The sequence below is a fragment of the Chryseobacterium sp. R2A-55 genome, from assembly GCF_021401085.1.
In the GTDB taxonomy this organism is placed as follows: Bacteria; Bacteroidota; Bacteroidia; order Flavobacteriales; family Weeksellaceae; genus Kaistella.
The window spans coordinates 403,282-424,133 of the sequence record NZ_JACBFP010000002.1 but is presented as its reverse complement, the minus strand read 5'-3'; the positions used below and the strand labels follow the sequence as shown (position 1 = coordinate 424,133).

The following is a 20,852-nucleotide window of genomic DNA, read 5'->3' as shown; positions in this document are numbered from 1 at the left end:
AAACAACACCATGCCAAAAGTCTCCATCATCATTGTCACCTACAACGCCATGAAATGGGCGGAAAGATGTTTCTCAAGTTTGAGGAAATCATCGGTTCCCCTAAACTGCATCGTGGTAGATAATGGCTCTGAAGATGGAACTCAAGAGTTCATCAAAACCAATTTTCCAGAAATAGAATTCATGCAGTCGGTAGAAAATGTAGGTTTTGGGAAAGCCAATAATATGGGAATTGAGAAGGCATACCAATCCGGCGCAGAATTTTTCTACCTGATGAATCAGGATGCATGGATTTTTGAGGACACCTTTGAAAAACTTTTAAAAGTGTACAGCAACCATCCGAGAAAAGAGGAGATTGGGATTTTGAGCCCGATGCATTTGGATGGAAGTGAACAGAAACTGGATTTTCATTTTGAGCGGTATCTCGGAAAAAACACCGTTCACAACAGCATCATTTCAGATCTCTATTTAGGAAATGTACAGGCGTTTTATGAAGTTGATTTCGTCAATGCAGCACATTGGTTGCTGCCGAGAAAGACCATTGCTGAAATTGGAGGGTTCAATCCCTATATTTTTCATTACGGTGAAGACTTCGAATATGTCAACAGGGTTCGTTTTCGAAACTTAAAAATATTAGTTTCCGCGGAAAGCAAAGTGGTTCATGATGCGGTGCAGGGATTCTATAAAAACGAGCCCAAAACCAAGAAAGAAATGCTCACCGAAACCAGAATTTCTGCAAGAAAGCAAAGAGAAAACAGATATTTTGACCCTGCTTACGATTTCGATTTATGGCAAGAAAAAAAGGAATTTATCAGCAATATGATCAAACTTGCGTTAAAGGGAAAATTGGAGGAATCCAGGTATCACTACCAATTATACCAGTTTTTCTTGAAACGGTTTCCCGCGATCATCCAAAAAAGAAACCTCATTTTGAATGAAAAACATCCGTTTCTCAATCTTTAGTCAAAAGAATTGCACGCCACCGATAAAACAAATTTTAGATGAAAAATATTTTTTCTTACGCCACTAATCTGACTTTGAGAATCAAAGACATCCAGCGTCATCAAAAAAAAATAATGGATCTGCAATACGAAACCATTTGGGCAAATATTTACCATGACTGCATCAAAGGAAACCGTGAAATTGAATCACTCCCGCTGAATATCGGCCGCTTTGCAGGAAATTACACATTTTTTTATGTGCTTTTCCGAATTATGACGGATAAAAAGCCGAAAAGAATCATCGAATTTGGATTGGGAGAATCGTCAAAATTTATTTCGACTTTTATAAAGAACGATATTCACGAAAATGTTCACACCATTGTGGAACACGATGAAAATTGGCAAAAAAACTTTGAAAAATCATTCAGTTTCTCCGCCGAAAGTCAAATCGTAATCTGTCCGTTAATCACCAAAAATGTAAAAGGATTTAATGTTAATTCTTATCAGAATATAGAAAATACTATAACCGAAAAATATGATCTATACGTTGTTGACGGTCCTTTTGGCAGCGAGAGATATTCCCGATACGACATCGTAGGTTTGTTGACCCATTTGGAAAAAGGTGATGATTTTATAGTGATTCTGGATGATTACCACCGGTCAGGAGAAAAAGACACCTTAGCGGATATTGAAAACCTACTGAAGGAAAAAGGAATCGCTTCCGAAACCGGAATATACCGCGGAGAAAAATCCGTAGCCGTGGTGGTGAGCGAACACAATAAATACTTTACCACATTGTAGCACCTATGGAGCCTGTTTTAATTTCCATCATCATTCCCACTTACAATCGGGCAGATCTGCTCCCCGAAACCTTGGATTCTGTCTTGAACCAATCCTATGAAACCTGGGAATGCATCATCGTGGATGATGGAAGTTCTGACCACACCCCCGAAATTGCAGACCAATATACCCAAAAAGATGCCCGGTTCAAGTTTTTTCAAAGACCAGCCGATCGGAAAACGGGCGGAAATGGAGCCCGAAATTTCGGTTTTCTAAAATCAAACGGAAAATATATAAAATGGTTGGATAGTGACGACCTCATTGCGAAAGACCTTTTGCAAAAGGAAACACAATTGCTTTCCCAGGAAAATCCCGACCTCATTGTAAGCAGCTGGATGTATTTTGATTCCGCAAACACCCATTTTCCGGAGCGGAATCGCCTGGTAAAAGCAGCTCCAAAAAATGGCATTGATCTTTTGAACAAAATGGGTGAACTGGGCGAGTTCACTCCGCCGCCAAGTTACTTGCTCAAGCGGGAAATTGTGTATTTAACAGGATTATGGAACGAAAACTTAAGAAACAATCAAGACGGCGAATTTTCTTTTCGCTTCCTCAATTACTGCACCTCAATTAAATATACAGATACAATCGGCACCATCGTTCGAAAAGACTCCACAGAAAAAGCGATGCAAAAACAAATAAGCGGAAATATGGAAGCAAGGCTCAAGTCTTGGCAGTGCATTGAAAGCATGATTGAAGCCCGCGAAAATCCGCAGCAACTCGCAGCATACATCGAAGGTCACCAATCAATTCTCTACCACGAATTAAAAAATACCGGGAACTGGAAATTAATCTTAAAATTCAGGGGCTTTTTCCGCAAAAACATAAAATCGGAAAGGAGCAGGAAAGCTAAAGCCAAATTCCTCTATTATCAGTTTAAAAATTTTTTCAGTTAATCCGCTTCAATATGAACAGACCAATAAGCATTTGCATTCTTTCCTGGAAAAGCGAAAAAACGCTCCGGAATACTTTGGATTCCTACCAAAGAAATGGTCTGTTGGATTTTTCGGATGATATTACAGTACTTTTTCAAGAAATTTCTGAAAATGACGCATCCATCGCCAAACAATACGGGCTGAAATTTTTGGAGTTGCATGAAAACATCGGCATCGGAAAAGGCATCACCCAACTCATCGAAAACGCGAAATATGAAATCGTTCTCTTTCTGGAACATGATTGGGAATTGATTGAAAAGAAAGAAATCCTCAAGTCCAGATTACATTCCGGTATTGAACTTTTAGAAAACGGATTCGACATTGTTCGCTACCGAAGCAGAAAAAACCCGGGATTCCCCGTTCATTCGCTTCGGCACAAAGGAAACGAACTCGATTATTTTGATGATTGGCACCAGGTAAAGGCTCCCCATTTGCTGGAATCCCTTTATTGGCTGGATCCGGCGGAAAGCTTTCCGGACAAAATTCAAAAACAGGGCGATTATTTCACCACCACCGCAAGATGGGCAAACTGGACCAACAATCCGTTTCTTCTGAAAAAAGATTTTTACCACAAGAACATCGCCGAAATTGCTGTTTCATCAGAACATTTTGAAAGAGACATCGCCGAGTGGTGGGTAAAGCAACCATTTAAAATTGCGCAGGGAGAAGGTTTGTTTATGCACCATGATTTGGGAAAACATCCCAAAACCTCCACTTTATCAAAGATTACAAAAAAAATAAAAACCGGATTCAAAAAACTTTTTCCATGAAAATCCTTTTCCATGAAAACGAACTGAATTACCGCGGAACTTCCACCGCGTTGTTCGATTATGCTGATTTCAATGAGAAATTTCTGGGGAACGAATCTGTGATCGCTTTTGACAAAAACTGCAAAACCAATCATCCGCTGGGAATCGAAAAATTCAAGAACCGTTTTGAGGTTTTCGGCTATGAAGATTTTTCAGAAGTAGATGATTATGTCAGAAAAAATAATGTCGAACTTTTATATGCCATAAAAAATGGCGACAATGACGGGATTATTTCCAAAGAATGTAAAACCGCAGTTCATGCGGTATTCAAACATTTCGAGCCGCATGGAGATGTTTACGCCTATGTTTCGGAATGGCTTGCCCAGGAAATGACCGGCGGAAAATATCCGTTTGTTCCCCACATGGTGAATTTTTCGGCAGATACCGATGAAGATTTGAGAAATGAATTAAACATTCCCAAACATGCAAAAGTATTTGGTTATTTCGGCGGCGCGCAAAGTTTCAACATTCCATTTGTTCAGAAAACGGCGGAGGAAATTGCCAGAAAATACCGGGATTATTACTTTATCTTCATGGGAGTGGATTCATTCATCAGGAAAAGTTGGTGGAAAAGCGAGTTGAAAAATATCGTTTTTCTGCCGCCGAGCAACGACGTTTTATACAAACTGAAATTCATCAATACCTGCAATGCCTTATTGCATGCGCGCGAACGGGGCGAAACTTTCGGAATTACCGTCGCAGAATTTGCATTAAAGGGAAAACCGGTCATCACTTTCGCCGATTCGCCCGAGAAAGCGCACCTCAAGCAGTTGGGAAATCAGGCCTATTATTACCGCAACAAAAAGGAGTTGAAAAACATTCTTTTGGAGAGCGAGCTGAATCTTTCTGCCCGAGAATTGTACGGCAAATTTTTGCCGGAACCGGTGATGGAGCGGTTTAAAGAAATTTTCATCAGGCATTGATTTTTAAAACGTATTTTGCATTACAGTAATCCCAACATTACAAATAATTAAACCATGTGCGGAATCGCAGGAATTATATCACCCAACGCTAAAAAATATTCTGAACAAATCCAGAAAATGACCAACGCAATGATTCACCGCGGTCCGGATTCCGGGCACCATGAATTTTTTGAAAATGCGGCACTCGGTCATCGGAGACTTTCAATTATCGATTTGTCGGAAACCGGTAAACAGCCCATGTTTTCGCAAACTAAAAAAGCATGTATCGTTCTGAACGGCGAAATCTATGGTTATCAGGATTTAAAGAAAAAATACGGCGATTATCACTATCGCGGAAGCTCGGATACCGAAGTGATTCTGGCGATGCATCAAAAATCTGGCAAGAAATTGCTGCACGAACTTCCGGGAATGTTTGCCTTCGCCATTTGGGATGATGAAAAACAGGAACTTTTTTGTGCAAGAGACCGGTTTGGCGAAAAACCATTGTATTATGCAACCGGAAGAAACGGGGAATTTATATTCGCCTCAGAAATCAAAGGAATTTTAGCATCCGGTTTGGTAGAACCGAAAATCAATCACGAAGCGCTTTATCACTTTCTGCAATATGGTTATGTGAGTGCTTTTCAAAGCATTTATTCCAACATTTTCACGCTTCCTCCTGCTCATTTTCTAGTATATTCTAATGGAAAAATTTCGACCGAAAGATATTATGAAATCCCAAAAAATGACTTGAACATTTCTCTTTCAGAAGCGAAAGAAGAATTTACGGCGCTGCTGAAAAAAGCCATCCAGAAGCAAATAATAGCGGATGTGGAAGTGGGCAGTTTTTTAAGCGGCGGTTTGGATTCCTCCACCATTGTAGCGATGGTGAATGAATTTAAGAATAAACAAACCACCATCAGTTTCGGGTATTCCGGTGAACACAGCGAACTGGAATTTGCAGAAGAAATTGCCCGGAAATACCAAACCAATCACTTTGAAATCCAGGAAAACCGAGGAAATATCGCGATGGATTTGCTTAAAATTGCTCCCTATTTTGATGAACCGTTTGCAGACATGAGCTTTATTCCTCAGTTCAAAATCTGCGAAGCAGCTTCAAGACACCTGAAAGTGGTTTTGGCAGGCGATGCGGGCGACGAACTTTTTGGCGGATACAGTTTCTACCGCATAGAAAACCTTTTAAGAAAGCATTTCAGTTATCATCATCCTTTGGTGAAATTCGGACTGAAGCAGTTTGGGAAATTTCGTGAAACCTCTTTTCTGACTAAAGAAAATATTGCCCACAAAAATATTTTAGACTACCATCAAAACAGCGTGCGGATTTTTTTTAACCCGAGCCAAATTTCCGAACTGGGAATCAACTTAAAATACCATCAAAGCTATAGTTTTAAGGCAAATCCGGATTCCTTGAACGACATCATGCGGACTGATCTGGAGAAATACGTTCCCGGAAATATGCTGGTGAAATCTGACCGGATGGCAATGGCCAATTCGTTGGAAGTAAGAACGCCTTTCTTAGACCAGGATTTCGCAGAATTCTGCATCCAGCTTCCGGAAAACCTCAAACTCGATGCCGAAAAGGATAAGATGATCCTGCGTGAAGCGATGGGGAATTACTGGACAGAAACCATAAGAAACCGTCACAAACAGGGATTTGGATCTTCCGTTGAAAATTGGTTTGCAGAAAAAGGATTGATGGATCTGTCGGATGATTTATTGAAAAACAAGACTTCAGCAATTTTTGAATTGATTAATTTTGAGGCGGCGCAAAAGTTTCTGAACAAAGGAAAACAGCATTGGAATCTGCTCCAACTGGCGATTTGGGCAGAAAACAATCAGCCACCAAACTCCTAAACCCGAATTCCACCTTGAACATTTCCGTAATCATTCCGGTTTACAACGCTTCCGCTTTTTTAAAGAAAGCAGTAGAATCTGCCGTGAATCTGGAAGAAGTGAAAGAAATTCTGTTGATTGAAGACGCTTCTACCGATCATTCTTTAGCATTGTGTAAAACTTTGCAGAATGAATTTCCAAAAATTAAACTTTTCCGGCATCCGGACCAAGGAAATCACGGAGCCGGCGCAACGAGAAATCTCGGAATGCAGAACGCAACACAGGAGTTCATCGCATTCCTGGATGCAGATGATCACTATCTTCCGAACCGTTTTCAGACTGACCGGGAAATCTTTAAGGACCCCACAATCGAAGGCGTTTTTAATGCCGTCGGAACCGTATTTCTCACTGAAAAAGGAAAAGCCGAGTTTCAGGCAAAATTCAAAAATACCGAACTGACCACGGTGAAAAAACCGGCAGAAGGAAAAGATGTTTTTTATGGTCTGTTGGGACTCAACAATGATTTCGGAACTTTTTTTCATTTGAACGGTTTGACTGTCAGAACCAAAAGCATCAGAAAAAACCATTTGAAATTTAATGAAAACCTCCGTGTTCATCAGGATTCTGACTTCATCATTAAGCTCTCCTATCACTGTCTTCTGAAATCGGGCAATATTTCGGAACCGGTAGCCATTCGCAGGGTTCATGATGATAATCGAATTACGAAAATCAAACTGTATTCTGAAGTATATAATCAGCGGCAGTCACTGCTGTGGAATTCGGTTTGCAAATGGTCACAAGGCAAGGAAATCAGGAAGGAATATCTTGAACATATTTCCCTAAAGAGAAAATCATTTGAACTATCTTTGAAAAAAGGACTGCCGAAAATTCCGGCAATTATTTCAGCAATCATCCAAAATCCTAAAATCCTAAAAACAAAATATCGTTTCCAATTCTGGAAATAACCTCTGAAAAACTCCATCTCTCAATAAATATTCCACTACACCTTTCATGCAAATCTCCGTCATCATTCCCGTTTACAATGCCGAAAAGTACATCACCAATGCAGTGGAATCCGCACTGCAATTTGATGAGGTTTCGGAAGTGATTCTGGTAGAAGACCAATCTCCGGACAACGCATTGGAAGTGTGTGAAAAATTGGCTGAGCGATTTGAACGCGTGAAGCTTTTTCAACACCCCGACAAGGGAAATCACGGAGCCGGCGAAAGTCGGAATGTCGGAATGACAAATGCCACCGGAGATTTCATCGCTTTTTTGGACGCAGATGACTTTTACCTTCCCAACCGTTTTGACGCGGAAAAGGAATTGTTTAAAAATCCTGATATAGATGGGGTTTATGGCGCCATCGGGGTTCATTACTGGTCAGAAAAGGCAAGGGAACAGTTTTATTCCATTTACGGGGAAAAACTCGCAACCGTTTATGAGCCGCATCCTCCGGAAGATGTTTTTCCCGGTTTAATCGGCATGAGAGGAAGTTTTGGATTATTCAGCATTAATGCTTTAACCATCCGAAAATCAGCTTTAGATCAACTGGATGCGTGGATGAAAAAAGATTTAAAACTTCATCAGGATACGGATTTTTTAATGAGATTGGCTTTTTACACCAAACTCTATCCCGGCATTTTGGATCAGCCGGTCGCCGTTCGCGGCGTGCACGAAAACAACAGAATTTCGAAAGTAGATTCAGGGAAAGTGAAAGCAGCACATTCCAGAGTCCTGTTGTGGAACCACCTTAAAAACTGGGCAGAAAAAGAACCGGAAATGCCCAAAGCAGAATTGCTTCAAATCACCAGAATTCAGCGCAGTTTTGAAATCGCCAACTCGCCTTTCTTTAAAAAATGGAAGATGATTTTGAAGTATTTGGTTTTGGATTTTAAGAGTATTCGAAGCGGTTTGTATAATATTAACTTCAGAAAAACCCTATTCCAGAGATGAGTAGGAATAACTGGATTGAGTTTTGGAACCGGAACCAAGTTGGTTTTGATACCATTATGGCAAATACCACCAAATATTTCACCATACAATATTTCAAAAAATTCCCAATTTCCTCAAAAGAGGTCTTGTTAGATTACGGTTGTGGACCGGGCTTTTTCCTGCAAAATTGCACCCATTTTTCCAATTCATTTTTCGGGGCAGATATTTCTGGCAAATACATTGAATTTTGCGGCAATAAATTTAGGAATCATCCCAACTTTGCGTTTTTTCACATTCAGGATCCTTTTGATTTTTTAAAAACCACATCATTGATTCGCGACCATCAAATTACCAGAATCGTTTGTTTGAGTGTGTTGCAATATTTTCCTGATGAAGAAACGGTCACGCAATTTTTGGATCATATTTTCGATTCCCCAAAAGTTCATGTGGTATTTGGCGATGTGATTCCGAAGAAAAGCAGCATCCTGAGAGAGACCGTGCATGTGTTTTGGGAATCCTTAAAAAATGGATTCTTGAAGGATTACCTGATTTTCATGACGAAGACTTTCTTTTCGGAGTATTTTTGGAGAAATAAAGCTCCACTGCTTCAGCTCGACAAAAGTTTTTTTGAAAATTATGCGGTCAAAAACAATCTAAAATGGGAGTTTCTAAATCTTACCATTCCAAAAACGAGGTTCACTGCAGTACTCTCCAATCGGGAACAATAGTGAATCCTATTTGATGGAGATCGTTTTCAGCCGATAATAGTTTTTCAGATTCTTTTCCACCGAAGTATCTTTCGTGGGATCACGGTCAATATAATCTTCTCCGGTCTCCAATAATACTTTTCTATCAAGATATTTTGAGAACCGATAATTGAATCCGGAGTCCAGAACCACATCGGGCGACTTTTTCCTTTGCGTCTCAATCTCTGAAGTAACCCGTTCAAAATTTTTATGCGCATGAATAGAAATTACAGCCGCAAAAACAAAGAAAATCAGCAAGAAAACATTCACCATAATCTGAAAAATTCCGGTTTTGAAAAAGACGACATTTTGCGAAAAAAAGATAAAAACGGATACAATTAAACAGATATTACTGAAAAAAAGAACCCGGGTTCCGAAAAATGGCGAATAGGCAGCAATGATCAAACTCAATATTCCCGCAATGGAAAACCAAATCATCCTATAGAGTTCCTTTTGCACCAATTTATTTCTAAAAAAATATACTAAAAAAGGCATCAAAACCAATAGCGAAGCCAATCCAAAATTATAGTAGTAATCTATTTTGAAAATCATGTTCCAATTTTCAAAATATCGGGCAAAATCAAAATGGTAAGGTTCTTCTCCAGCTGCTTGAAATCTTACTGCATTGGCAGGTGCAAAAAATAACAGCAGATAACCAAAAATCACTGCAGCCGATAAAATGAATAAATTTTTATTGGGCAATTTTCTCCACTTTAAATATTTCACCACAGAAAAAAACAGATACATCCCTATTACTGCAGGAACCGTGTGTTCATTTCCAAGTCCGGTAAAAATACCAATCAGGATCAGCAACCACTTTTGCACCATCATTTCATCTAACCATGCTTTTTTGTAAACAAATTCGTCAATGATCAAAAAAAGATAACCAAACGAAAAAATGTGGGTAAAAGTGTAATTTCCACTATAGGGAATGTAGAAAAACATTTCCCCGAAATAGTTGATCAGTAAAACAAATCCCGCAATAAGGAACAAAAATTTTTTGACCGGTATTTTCTGAAATTCAAAATTTCTTCGGAAAACCACCAAATAGATCAACCCAAAAAACGATGCAAACAGCAGGACCGAAAAAATAGGCTGCAAGTACCTGCTACGTCCGACCAGGTTTGAAAAAAACTGTCCAATTCTGGGATTAGTCTGCCAATAGGAATGGTAATATTCCACAAAAGGATTGGTGTAACCTGCCAAATAATAGAATTGGTCGCGGAGAACGGGGTAAAAAAAACCGCAGAAAAGAACACTGCAGAATACAATGCCCAAGGTAAAAGCATCAAAAATACTAATCTTCATTTTTGATGATTTCGTTATAATAAAGTGGACGATTCTTCACCTCAATATGTATTCTACCAATATATTCACCAATCACACCCAGAAAAATAATCGTAATGGAACTGAAAAAGGTGGTGATGGAAAGCAGAGTCAAAAATCCGGTTTTGTCTTCGCCATACCAATAACTCCGGTAGATCGAATAGAACAGTACGCCGAACGAAAATAAACATCCCAAAACACCTACACCAAATGCAATACGCAAAGGTTTCACCGAAAACTGTATCACACTGTCTATGGCCAACTTATACAATTTCAGAAAATTGTATTTGGTGCTTCCGGCGTTTCTCCTGGGCGCGGCAAACTCAATGATATGTGCATCTTGCATACCCACTAAAGAGAGCATTCCGCGAAACATTCTGTCGGTTTCATTCAATCTGTTGATCCACAAAACGTATTTTTTATCGAGTAACCTGAAATCGGGCATATTCCGGGGAATTTGCAGATCAGAAAACGAGTTCAAAATCCAGTAGTATAAATTTCCCAGTATTTTGTATCTCCAGCCTTTGCCGTGGTTGTTTGTTCTTTTCGTGAGCACCAGTTTTCGGCCGCTCTGCCAAAGAGTGATCATCTGGGAAACCAGTTCCGGCGGATGTTGCAAATCGGCATCCATAAAAACGACCGCAAATTCATCAGATTTATTTTTGATTTCATCGGCAACATAATTCAAACCTGCGGTCATTGCGATTTCATGGCCGAAATTCTTAGATTGATTGACAATGGTGAGATGGGGAATCGTTTTTTGGGATTCCAATAAAACCTGCAAAGTCAAATCATCGGAACCGTCATTCACGAAAACCATTTCATAGAGGAACTCCTTTCCATCGAGATTTTTCTTCAGCGCATCAATCAAAGACAGAATGTTTTCCTGCTCATTGTAGGCGGAAATAATGATAAAAACTTTTTTCATATCATTAGTGTTTAAAAAAAATCCCCACAAATTTTCCTTCGAAATCCACCACGGTAGGTTCAATATCATTCTTTTCGCAGAAGTCCTGAAACGCAGAATTATCATTGATATCATCACTGATAAAAACGCCGCCCTTTCTCAGTCTCGGATAAAGCTGTGCATACGCCCAACTCATTCCTTCATAGGCTTTGTCGGAATCATAGTGAACCACATCAAATTCCTGAGCTTCACCGAAGATTTTAGGTAAGGATTCTTTATCTGCGTGTCGAAAAAGTTTCCAATTGGATTTCAATTTTTCCGGAACTACACAACCTACATATTGGTCACCATTTTGACCCAAATAAGGCATATCTGAACTGTAAAGCATTCCGTTTCTGGGAGCCAATGAAAGCAAAGCCGCAAATGAGGACCAACCATAAGCAACCCCTGTTTCCACGACATTTTTCGCGTTGGTATATTCACATGCCGAAAAAATTAATTCCAATGCTGCCGCTCCACCCATTTTTACGGGGCAGGATTTTTCCTTTTGCTGGGCAGCTTTTAATTCTTCCGGAAAAAGTGCAGAAAACGGTTTCATTTCAAAACCAAAGAGACTCCTGATCGCTTCCTCTGGTGAAATCGCACGCGCCGATGCCCACATTAAAGTTTTTTCTTTTCCTTGGAATGCGGCATTCCTGCTGAAGATATTTTTGATGATTTTTCTTCCCAGTTCAGGGTAAAGGTCGGGTCTTTTCAAATAACCAAAAAAGGTTTTTGAAATGCGTAGAATTTCATTCACTGTGTTTTGCTTTGAACAAAAATAAAGAAAATCTTTCGATTGTTGTGAATTGTTTATCAAATCCTTACAAATGCCTCAAATTCTTTTTCAAAGCAAAGTTCGAACTCTGTCCTTCGCGAATCGTCTTTGAAAAAAGATACGAACCGGGAATCCAAATTCCTCAGATATTCCTCGCTGTCCAAACTGTTGATACCCGGATGCAGCATGATTTCTACCGTCTCGTAACTTTTGCTTTCCCTTAAGAATCTGAACAAATTTTTTGAACGGACATCACAGGTATTCATCATGCAATAAAAACCGATCTTTTTTTCACCTTTATTAAAAAGTGAAAGTGTTTTCAGAAGTATCAGTTTAATGATGTTCGCTAAATTAGTGGTGGAACCATTAAACTTCAGACTTTCAAAAAAATTTTCATTGATTTCCCTGATTCTTGGAATTTGATGCTTTTTGGCGAGTCTCCGCACGATTTTGTTGATGGAAGGAATAATGTGAACATGTTCATGGCCGTCAATATGGGAGATTTCGATTCCATTTTCCTTAATTTTTAAAATCTGGTTTTCAATCTCATTTTCTAAAGATTCCAGCACCTTTGACGTTTTCCTCAAAAAAAGAAGCTTCGCAAAAGTCCAGTCAAGTTTGCCATTTTTTGCCAAGACATTTTTGTCATATAAAGCTTTTCCACAAGTTAAAGTGACATGAACTCCAATCCTGAGATTCTTGAATTTCGGGATTAATTGAATGGCATCCTGAAAATATTCCGTATTGGCCATCAAACTCGCGTGAGTAAGGTAACCTTCTGTATTTGCTTTTAAAATCGCCTGATTGACTCCCACCGAAAACCCAAGGTCATCTGCATTAATGATTATTTTTTTCATCTTTTTTCGGAAATTGAGAAAATTAGTGACTGTTTTTACGGTGTTCAAAATTACTAATTTTCAGACTGTTTTTAAAAAAGCAGCTATATTTGTGAGCTATTACATTTCAAATAGCCATTTAACTGTGATTGCAGCATCTGTGATTTTAATTTTGAGATTAAGTTTAAATGAAATTCTCCATCCTTATCGCCAATTACAATAATGGAAAGTATTTTCAGGAATGCTACCAAAGTCTGCTTTCACAAGACTATCCAAATTGGGAAGCAGTCATTCTAGACGACTGCTCCACGGACAATTCGGTGGAGGTCATGAAGAATATCTTTAAGGATGACGCACGCTTTCGATTTTACCAAAACGAAAAAAACGAAGGAGTCGGATTTACCAAAGGAAAGCTGATTGAACTTGCACAAGGCGAAATTTGTGGTTTCGTGGACCCCGATGACGCAATACTTCCAACGGCCATAAAAAAAGCGACAGCCATTTTCGAGAAAGAAAAAGATGTGGTTTTAACCTATTCCAGATTGATCAAATGTGACGAAAATTTGCAGCCGCTTGCTGAGAATAAATCGGCAAATCAGATTCCAAACGGCAATCGCTACTTTTTTAATTGCCCGATCGTCATCAATCATTTCGTCTGTTTCCGCCGGAAAACTTATTTCGAAACCGAAAAAATAGATCCCAATCTGAAGATTTCGGAAGATCAGGATCTTTATCTCAAGTTATACGAGCGGGGAAAAGTAAGATTCATTGACGATGCCAATTATCTGTACCGTTTTCATGCGGGGGGAATTTCACAAAACGACAACAAGCAGAAATCCCGCGAATTTTGGGGCGAAGTAATTTTCAAAGCAATGAAAAGAAGAAACCTAAAAGTCATTCATGGCAGAAAAACTCCCCAGAATTACAGGAATTCCGAGGAAATTTTCGAACTCCTGCATTACCAGAATTCCATTCCATACCGAATCAAAAAAAAACTCATCGTATTTTTCCAAAACTTTTTCTAACCCATGTCACAAAGCACTAAAAAATTCTTTCCGGCGCTTACTGGTTTTCGTGCAATTGCCGCTTGGATGATATTTGTGCTGCATTTCTTTCCTTTTAACAATCCGATTTTTCCAGATTTCATCAAGAAGTTTGTGCAGGAATTTCACATCGGTGTCGATATGTTTTTTGTTTTGAGTGGCTTCTTGATTACTTACCGGTATTTCGGCCAGAAGCAGATGAATCTGGGAGAAATCAGGAACTATTTTATCAATCGGTTTTCCAGGATATATCCCATGTATTTTTTAATCACCTTGGGCGTTTTTGCAGATTTCATCATCAGGAATCAATATTGGAACCATGAAAAAACCATAGAAGCGATCCTCAGTTTCACTATGACAAAGGCGGTTTTTGCCAAATATTTTTTCTCTGCCGGTATCTCGCAGGGATGGACTTTAACCCTGGAAGAAATGTTTTATTTCACCGCACCCCTTTATTTTCTGTTTATCAAAAAGCACAAATTCTGGCTGATTGTAATTCCGGTCTTCATTTTTGTCTTCGGAATCTTTCTCAGAAAAATCACTGCAGTTCCGGAAAATACTTGGGGATTTATGCAAAAGAACTTTTCCTACTATATTTTCGAGTTTTTCGCGGGAATGTTTCTTGCCTTGGTTTTCACCGGTAAAAAAAACCATCTTCGAAGCCAGGGATTCTTCACCTATTTCGGGATTTTTTCAATCGTTTTGTATCTGTTTCTAAATCCGTTTGGGTACAGCAGTCCAGATTTTATTCGGGCGTCACAAACCATTTTATTGGCGGGTCTTGGAATTCTGCCACTTTTTTGGGGTCTTTTGCATGAAGAAACTTTCATAAGTAAATTCCTGTCAACCGACTTCATGGTCTTACTCGGCAAAAGTTCCTACATCTTCTATCTCATTCACAAAGGATTTATCTCGATTTTTATTTACGAATATGTTTTCCCTAATGTTTTGGCAATTTTTATTATCTTGAACATTATTTCGATCCTGATGTTTAAATACCTGGAAGAACCCGCAAATCAATGGATAAGGAGAAAGTACATACCGACCAAAAAATAAAACTGCTCTTTCGTCACCGGTCCATGGAAATGGGCGGCGTGGAAAAAGTGATGCTCAGTTTGCTGAATCATCTCAACAAAGAGAAGTTCCAGATCACGGTTTTGCTCAATCTGAACCAAGGAGAACTTCGGGATGAAATTCCGGATCAGGTGCGGAAAGTATTTTTAGCAGAGGGAAAAGAAGATTTCTCAAAGAATTTCTTGATCCGAAAACTTCAACTTTTTTTAAGGAAAAGAAAACTCAACAAATTCCGGGAAAACCCCAAAATCATCGACCAACAAATTTTGAAGGAAAACTTCGACATTGAAATTGGGATGACTTATAATGATTTCGAGGCGGTATTGAATTCTACCAACAAAAACTCGAAAAAAGTCGGCTGGTTTCACTCCGAAATCCACCTGCCAAAATTGCAGCCACTGGTTCCAAAAATTCTGGAGCATTTCCCGCAATTTGATTATATGGTTTACTGTTCAAAAAGAATCAAGGATTTAATGCACGAACATTATCCGAATTTGGATTACCCGAAAGAAAGCGTGATTATTAACGCCGTTCCCATTGAGGAAATTAAAAGAAAAGCTCAGTTAGAGGGAAGTGGGGAGATGAAAAAACGAAGCAGCATAAAACCGGAACTTGCAGAAGTCCATGCCGAAAATTTTTCGGAGGCCAAAAGTGAAAGCAAAATTCCGCAGTTTATTTCCATTGGTCGCCTCCACAGCAGAAAAGGATACCACAAATTAATGGCAGCTCACGCCAAATTATTGCAGGATGGATTTGCACATTCCGTCCTGATCATTGGTGATGGCGAGGAATTGCCGAATCTTTTGGAACAGCGGAAAAAGTTGGGTGTGGAAAAAACCTTCGTCTTTGCAGGAAATAAAATGAATCCGTATCCGTATTTGAAAAACTCGGATTTCTTCATCATGCCGTCTGAAAGTGAAGCGTGGCCATTAGTTATTGCAGAAGCTTTGATTTTGCAGAAACCGATTATTGCGACAAAAGTGGGCGATGTGGAAACGCTGATTGCACATCGAAAAACCGGCTACCTCATCCCATATGAAACTGATGAAATGTACAGCGCCATGAAGGAATTTTTAACCAACGGAAAATTGGTTTCGGAAATCAGGGAAAATTTGGTGGGGATTGAAAAACAGTTTGATAATAAAAAGATTTTTGAGGAAATCGAAAAAATATTCTTTAACTTAGTTCAGTCTAAAATCTAATTTTTCCCTAATGATCATGCACTTTTTCTACAGAATTATTTTAAAGATCAATACATTTTGTGAAAGTTTGGTTGGAAAAGCCTACATTGAAATCTGCAAAGCAAGAGGCTTAAAGGTGGGAAAAGACGTTATTTTCGTGGAAGCCCCGAAATTTGGCTCTGAACCCTTCCTCATAGAAATTGGCGACCGCACCAAAATCACCGCAAACTGCACTTTCATTAATCATGATGGAGCCATGTATGTCATTCGGTCCATGGAAAAATACAGCGATGCGCGCAATTTCGGACGGATTAAAATCGGGAAAAACTGCTTCATAGGAAATAACTGCACGATTCTTCCGGGAATTGAAATGGGCGACAACTGTATTTTAGGAGCAGGTTCCGTATTAAGTTCATCAATGCCCTCCAATTCCGTTTTTGCGGGAGTTCCCGCCAAGTTCATTTGCTCCATTGAAGAATATGGCGATAAAGCATTGAAAAACAACGTAATGTATCCAAGAGAATTAGAACCCACCCGTAAAAAACTCGAAGATTACATCCGGAAAAATCTTCCTCACACCTACAAACCGATCAAATAATAGCTTGTTTTCGTGGAATCCAAAAAGAAAATCCTCATCAGAATCGGCTCTCTGCGTCATGGTGGCGCAGAAAAAGTGTTGACGACTTTTCTGAAAAACCTGCCCGAAAATCAATACGAAATCGATTTACTTTTAAACCTTTATTCCGGGAAATATTTGGCGGAAATTCCCAAATGGGTCAATATTTTGTACCTCAACAAAGGCGAAATGATTACCACCAACCGAATTCAGGATATTCCACGAAAGGCATTTCGGGTTCTATATCAAAAGCTATTGAAAACTTTTCCGAAAATCCTGTACTCCACCATCTTAAAGGGGAAAAAATACGATATCGAATTTGCGGCAATTCACGGATTTCGGGACGAAATTTTGAATTCGCCATTACCCTCATCCAAAAAAATCGTCTGGATTCACAATGATTTGAGAAAGACCCATTTCCAAAATGATCATGAAATCCGAATATTTTTTGGGTTTGATAAAATCATGGTCATCTCTGAACAGATTCAGCATGATTTTCAGAATTTGGCCAAAAATGAAGAGGAACGAAACAGAATTGTGAGGATCTACAATCCTTTGGATACGAAGGAAATTCACTTGAAGTCAGATGCCCCAAAATCTCCGGAAGGGATCTTAAAAACCTTTTCCAACCTGGAAAAACCGATTCCAACCTTTGTGGGTGTGGGAACTGTTTTTCCTCAGAAAGGTTTTGACAGATTGCTCCATGTTCACAAAAAATTGCTCAATGAAGGATTTAGGCATCATGTGAAAATAGTGGGAGACGGCTACGATTTTGAAAAAATAAAAAAGCTGAAAAAAAATCTGGGAGTGGATGAAACTGCAGAAATGATTGGGTTTACCAATAATCCATATCCTCATGTTAAAGAAGCAGATTTCTTTATCTTGAGTTCAAGATATGAGGGTTTTCCAACAGTACTTTTCGAAGCAATAACATTAAAAAAGAACATCATCGCCACAGACGTTTCGGGAGTACGGGAAATGTTGCTCGACGGAAAACTGGGTTTAATCGTTGAAAATTCCGAAGAAGGAATCTATGAAGGAATTAAAAAAGCATTAACCGATCCTGGAAGTTTTGAGCCCTATCAACGGGAACTGAGAAATTATGAGATGCCTTTTAATCTGGAAAATTCCGTGAGCTCCATAATGAAAATCATCGATGAACTTTAACCTTAATGGGTAAAGAAATTTCATTCTTTACTTGATGGATAGGAGAAAATCTGTTCAATTCTGTGAAAATTGTGAGATAAAAATTATCTTTGTTCCAATGTCTAAAACAACCATCCAAAAAGATTTCTATCGGGAAAGCGGGAAATGGCTCTCCACTTTAGAGATTTGGGCAAAATGCATCAATCCGAATCTGCATTTCGTCTATCTTTTAAGGAAAACCCAGCAATTTCCGAAAAAATCATTTTGGGGAATTTGGTGGCGTTTGATTTTGAGACATCATCAAATTAAATACGGTTTCCAGATTTATCCTGAAACAAAAATCGGGGAAGGTTTTTACCTGGGACATTGGGGAACGGTGGTGATCAATCCAAAAGCGAAAATCGGCAAAAACTGCAATATTGCGCAAGGTGTCACCATCGCACAGGCAAACCGGGGAAAAAATGAGGGAGTTCCCGAAATCGGAAATGAAGTTTGGATTGGACCCAACGCAGTAATCGTTGGCCGTATAAAAATCGGCGACAATGTGTTGATCGGCCCGAATTCCTATGTCAACTTTGATGTTCCTTCTAATTCTGTAGTCATCGGTAATCCCGGGCAAATCACCGAAAGTAAAAATGCAACCGAAAGTTATATTAACAATAGAATACCGTGATTAAAATCTAAAATCAATTCAGTCTAAAAATGAAACAGTCTTACCAAAAAATCTTCGAAAACAACGAAAAATGGATCCAGAAAAAATTGGAACTGGATCCCCAATATTTTGACACACTCGCAGCAGGTCAAAATCCACAGTACCTGTATATCGGTTGCTCAGACAGCCGTGTTTCTGCAGAAGAATTAATGGGATTGACCCCGGGAGAATTATTCGTTCACAGAAATATCTCCAATGTGGTGAACACGCTTGACATGAGCTCCACAGCGGTGATCCAATATGCGGTGGAACATTTGAAAGTGAAACACATTATCGTTTGCGGACATTATGGTTGCGGTGGCGTGAAAGCCGCGATGACTCCACAAGATTTGGGATTGCTGAATCCTTGGTTACGGACCATCCGCGACGTTTACCGACTTCACCAAAAAGAACTTGATGCAATTGAAGATGAACATGCACGCTACGACAGACTGGTAGAATTAAATGTGGAAGAAAACTGCATCAACGTGATCAAAATGGCATGTGTGCAGGAACAGTATATTGCCAATCATTTTCCGATTGTTCACGGATGGGTTTTCGATATGAAGACGGGAAAAATCATCGACCTGGATATCGATTTTGAAGAAATCCTCAAAGACATTCAAAAAGTGTATGACCTCACCAATACAGAATGGCTGATGAGCAAGAAAAATAATAAAAATTTTGACTAAGATGGTCTAGATTTTCGGATTTCCAATACTGCATATTGACAGATAGAATTTGTGATTCTTCTCTTTCGTCCTGAGAATCGTATTTTAATCATTTTCCGTTAAATGCAGACATCGTATTTTGAATTCCCGCGAAAACAAATGACAGAGAGGCTTTCGCAAAAAGACCGATCCTTTCTTGCAAAGTTTTCAGCTCCTCCTCATTCCATTTTCCGAGGACATAATCCACCTGTTGACCTTCGGAGAAATCCGCAGAAATCCCGAAACGGATCCTTGCATAGTTTTGGGTTTGAAGCTGTTCGTTGATGCTTTTCAGACCATTGTGACCGGCATCTGAACCTTTTCCTCTCATTCGTAATGTTCCGAAGGGAAGCGCCAAATCATCCGTGATAATGAGCAGGTTTTCCAAGGGAATATGCTCTTTCTGCATCCAGAATCTCACTGCATTGCCGGAAAGGTTCATGTAGGTATCTGGTTTTAAGACAAATACTTTTCTGCCTTTGTATTTACCTTCCGCCATCAAACCGAAATTCGCAGATTTGAAGGGTGCATCCATTTCCGCAGCGATTTTTTCAGCAACTTTAAACCCGACATTGTGCCGGGTTTCAGTATATTCTTCGCCTTTATTGCCAAGACCTACGATGAGGTATTTCATTTCATGGAATTATTTGTAGGTATAAATGATATACTCGTCCGCAGAAGATGTAGTCTTCATAGGATATCCCTCGCTATCATAAATATGAGTGTAGTTGGTGGTTTCTGCCGGCGTACCGGTCGCCGAAATCTTCAGCTGCAAATGGTTGTTTGCTGATTGCAAAAATGCTCCGTGTGGTCCCATTCCAAACATATAGGAAAGATATTCCGAAGGAAGCAGCTTATACGGCGATTTTTTGTCATCAAAACTTATGTCGTACACTTGGTCATCCGGACTCATTTCAAGTTGTCCATCAAAATTATAGATTCCGGTCTTGATAATTGTTTTCACAATATTAGAGCCCGAATAGGTGTAATTCCCCTCAATATAGCTTTTCATCGGAATAGGAAAAGTGAATTCATGGATTGTTGCCACTTTGGTGAGTTTGCTTCCGGAGTAGGTAAAAGTAGAAGTGGTTTTAAGCAATCCGGTGATATCGCTGGTCAACTTAGAAACATTGGATCCGCTGTATTCCAAAGTAGCTGTTTGACCCGCACTGGTTAATTTAGAAATCCTATTATTTGAATTATAGGTAATCAACGTCACATTGCCATCCTGATCAGTTGTGGAAACAAGCTTTGTTCCTTCGTACTGGAAAGTCAATGTTTCGTCAGACATTTCACCCGTTTCCAGATCAATCGCATGGGATTCCATTTTTGTCAGCAACCTTCCGGAAGGTGGTGTTCCACCGCCTCCAGTTCCACCGGCTCCATCAACACCGAAAAGCAGATCACCGTTTTGATCTCTTGCCGGTTCACAGGAAAAAACGATTAATAAACTGAATGCAAACGTAAAAAAATAGAGTAACTTTTTCATTTCTAAAGTATCTTGCGCAAATGTAATGTTTTTTTTTGAACGGAATTTTGGTTGGA

General features: G+C 39.3%; 22 protein-coding genes. 16 read left to right on the top strand and 6 right to left on the bottom strand.

The features are described 5' to 3' along the window. Window positions 1-10: 10 nt before the first annotated feature. From L0951_RS04805 to L0951_RS04765, 9 genes are read left to right on the top strand one after another with little or no spacing between them, the layout of a single operon-like run. A complete protein-coding gene (locus L0951_RS04805; RefSeq protein ID WP_234109892.1) occupies window positions 11-961 on the top strand; it encodes a glycosyltransferase family 2 protein in 951 nt (316 codons plus the stop codon). A gap of 38 nt (window positions 962-999) precedes the next feature. Further along, window positions 1,000-1,740 (top strand): hypothetical protein, encoded by a 741-nt coding sequence (locus tag L0951_RS04800; protein WP_234109891.1) that lies wholly within the window; start codon window positions 1,000-1,002, stop codon window positions 1,738-1,740. A 5-nt stretch (window positions 1,741-1,745) separates the two neighbouring features. Beyond that, window positions 1,746-2,675: a glycosyltransferase family 2 protein gene (locus L0951_RS04795; RefSeq protein WP_234109890.1), complete on the top strand. Its 930-nt coding sequence runs from the start codon at window positions 1,746-1,748 to the stop codon at window positions 2,673-2,675. 11 nt (window positions 2,676-2,686) lie between these two features. Then, on the top strand, window positions 2,687-3,484 hold the full coding sequence (locus L0951_RS04790; protein ID WP_234109889.1) for a glycosyltransferase family 2 protein: 798 nt from the start codon (window positions 2,687-2,689) through the stop codon (window positions 3,482-3,484). Further along, complete coding sequence (locus tag L0951_RS04785; protein WP_234109887.1) at window positions 3,481-4,446, top strand: hypothetical protein; 966 nt, start codon at window positions 3,481-3,483, stop codon at window positions 4,444-4,446. Before L0951_RS04790 ends, L0951_RS04785 begins: the two co-directional genes overlap by 4 nt. A gap of 54 nt (window positions 4,447-4,500) precedes the next feature. Continuing rightward, window positions 4,501-6,300, top strand: a complete 1,800-nt coding sequence (gene asnB, locus L0951_RS04780; protein ID WP_234109885.1) for an asparagine synthase (glutamine-hydrolyzing) — start codon at window positions 4,501-4,503, stop codon at window positions 6,298-6,300. After that, entirely contained in the window at window positions 6,267-7,244 is a 978-nt protein-coding gene (locus L0951_RS04775) for a glycosyltransferase (RefSeq protein ID WP_234109883.1), read from the top strand. The genes asnB and L0951_RS04775 overlap by 34 nt, the downstream gene beginning before the upstream one ends. Window positions 7,245-7,290: 46 nt before the next feature. Further along, on the top strand, window positions 7,291-8,235 hold the full coding sequence (locus tag L0951_RS04770; RefSeq protein WP_234109882.1) for a glycosyltransferase family 2 protein: 945 nt from the start codon (window positions 7,291-7,293) through the stop codon (window positions 8,233-8,235). Beyond that, entirely contained in the window at window positions 8,232-8,942 is a 711-nt protein-coding gene (locus L0951_RS04765; RefSeq protein ID WP_234109880.1) for a class I SAM-dependent methyltransferase, read from the top strand. The genes L0951_RS04770 and L0951_RS04765 overlap by 4 nt, the downstream gene beginning before the upstream one ends. A gap of 6 nt (window positions 8,943-8,948) precedes the next feature. Here L0951_RS04765 and L0951_RS04760 read toward each other — a convergent pair whose 3' ends face one another. The 4 genes from L0951_RS04760 to L0951_RS04745 form a co-directional block, all read right to left on the bottom strand. Then, complete coding sequence (locus L0951_RS04760) at window positions 8,949-10,268, bottom strand: DUF6056 family protein (protein WP_234109878.1); 1,320 nt, start codon at window positions 10,266-10,268, stop codon at window positions 8,949-8,951. Continuing rightward, window positions 10,258-11,214 (bottom strand): glycosyltransferase family 2 protein, encoded by a 957-nt coding sequence (locus tag L0951_RS04755; protein WP_234109876.1) that lies wholly within the window; start codon window positions 11,212-11,214, stop codon window positions 10,258-10,260. The genes L0951_RS04760 and L0951_RS04755 overlap by 11 nt, the downstream gene beginning before the upstream one ends. Window positions 11,215-11,218: 4 nt before the next feature. Then, window positions 11,219-11,950 carry a class I SAM-dependent methyltransferase gene (locus tag L0951_RS04750; protein WP_234109874.1) on the bottom strand — a complete coding sequence of 244 codons (732 nt, stop codon included), beginning with the start codon at window positions 11,948-11,950 and terminating at the stop codon, window positions 11,219-11,221. Between the two features lie 98 nt (window positions 11,951-12,048). Next, window positions 12,049-12,867 carry a carbohydrate deacetylase gene (locus L0951_RS04745; protein ID WP_234109872.1) on the bottom strand — a complete coding sequence of 273 codons (819 nt, stop codon included), beginning with the start codon at window positions 12,865-12,867 and terminating at the stop codon, window positions 12,049-12,051. A gap of 167 nt (window positions 12,868-13,034) precedes the next feature. Here L0951_RS04745 and L0951_RS04740 point away from each other — a divergent pair, with 167 nt between their 5' ends. The 7 genes from L0951_RS04740 to L0951_RS04710 all read left to right on the top strand — a co-directional run bounded on the left by L0951_RS04740 (window position 13,035) and on the right by L0951_RS04710 (window position 19,289). After that, on the top strand, window positions 13,035-13,871 hold the full coding sequence (locus L0951_RS04740) for a glycosyltransferase family 2 protein (protein ID WP_234109870.1): 837 nt from the start codon (window positions 13,035-13,037) through the stop codon (window positions 13,869-13,871). Window positions 13,872-13,874: 3 nt separating this feature from the next. Then, complete coding sequence (locus L0951_RS04735) at window positions 13,875-14,945, top strand: acyltransferase family protein (protein ID WP_234109868.1); 1,071 nt, start codon at window positions 13,875-13,877, stop codon at window positions 14,943-14,945. Then, a complete protein-coding gene (locus tag L0951_RS04730) occupies window positions 14,909-16,165 on the top strand; it encodes a glycosyltransferase (RefSeq protein ID WP_234109866.1) in 1,257 nt (418 codons plus the stop codon). The genes L0951_RS04735 and L0951_RS04730 overlap by 37 nt, the downstream gene beginning before the upstream one ends. 10 nt (window positions 16,166-16,175) lie before the next feature. Then, window positions 16,176-16,742 carry an acyltransferase gene (locus L0951_RS04725; protein WP_234109865.1) on the top strand — a complete coding sequence of 189 codons (567 nt, stop codon included), beginning with the start codon at window positions 16,176-16,178 and terminating at the stop codon, window positions 16,740-16,742. 12 nt (window positions 16,743-16,754) lie between these two features. Continuing rightward, the gene (locus L0951_RS04720; protein ID WP_234109863.1) at window positions 16,755-17,927 is read left to right on the top strand and encodes a glycosyltransferase; all 1,173 of its coding nucleotides are present in this window, start codon (window positions 16,755-16,757) and stop codon (window positions 17,925-17,927) included. Between the two features lie 97 nt (window positions 17,928-18,024). After that, entirely contained in the window at window positions 18,025-18,579 is a 555-nt protein-coding gene (locus tag L0951_RS04715) for a serine acetyltransferase (protein ID WP_234109861.1), read from the top strand. A gap of 29 nt (window positions 18,580-18,608) precedes the next feature. After that, window positions 18,609-19,289: a carbonic anhydrase gene (locus L0951_RS04710; protein WP_234109859.1), complete on the top strand. Its 681-nt coding sequence runs from the start codon at window positions 18,609-18,611 to the stop codon at window positions 19,287-19,289. An 88-nt stretch (window positions 19,290-19,377) separates the two neighbouring features. On the opposite strand, the gene pth is transcribed toward L0951_RS04710, so the two are convergent. Continuing rightward, complete coding sequence (pth, locus tag L0951_RS04705; protein WP_234109857.1) at window positions 19,378-19,941, bottom strand: aminoacyl-tRNA hydrolase; 564 nt, start codon at window positions 19,939-19,941, stop codon at window positions 19,378-19,380. Between the two features lie 9 nt (window positions 19,942-19,950). Further along, on the bottom strand, window positions 19,951-20,796 hold the full coding sequence (locus tag L0951_RS04700) for a hypothetical protein (RefSeq protein WP_234109856.1): 846 nt from the start codon (window positions 20,794-20,796) through the stop codon (window positions 19,951-19,953). Window positions 20,797-20,852: the final 56 nt, after the last annotated feature.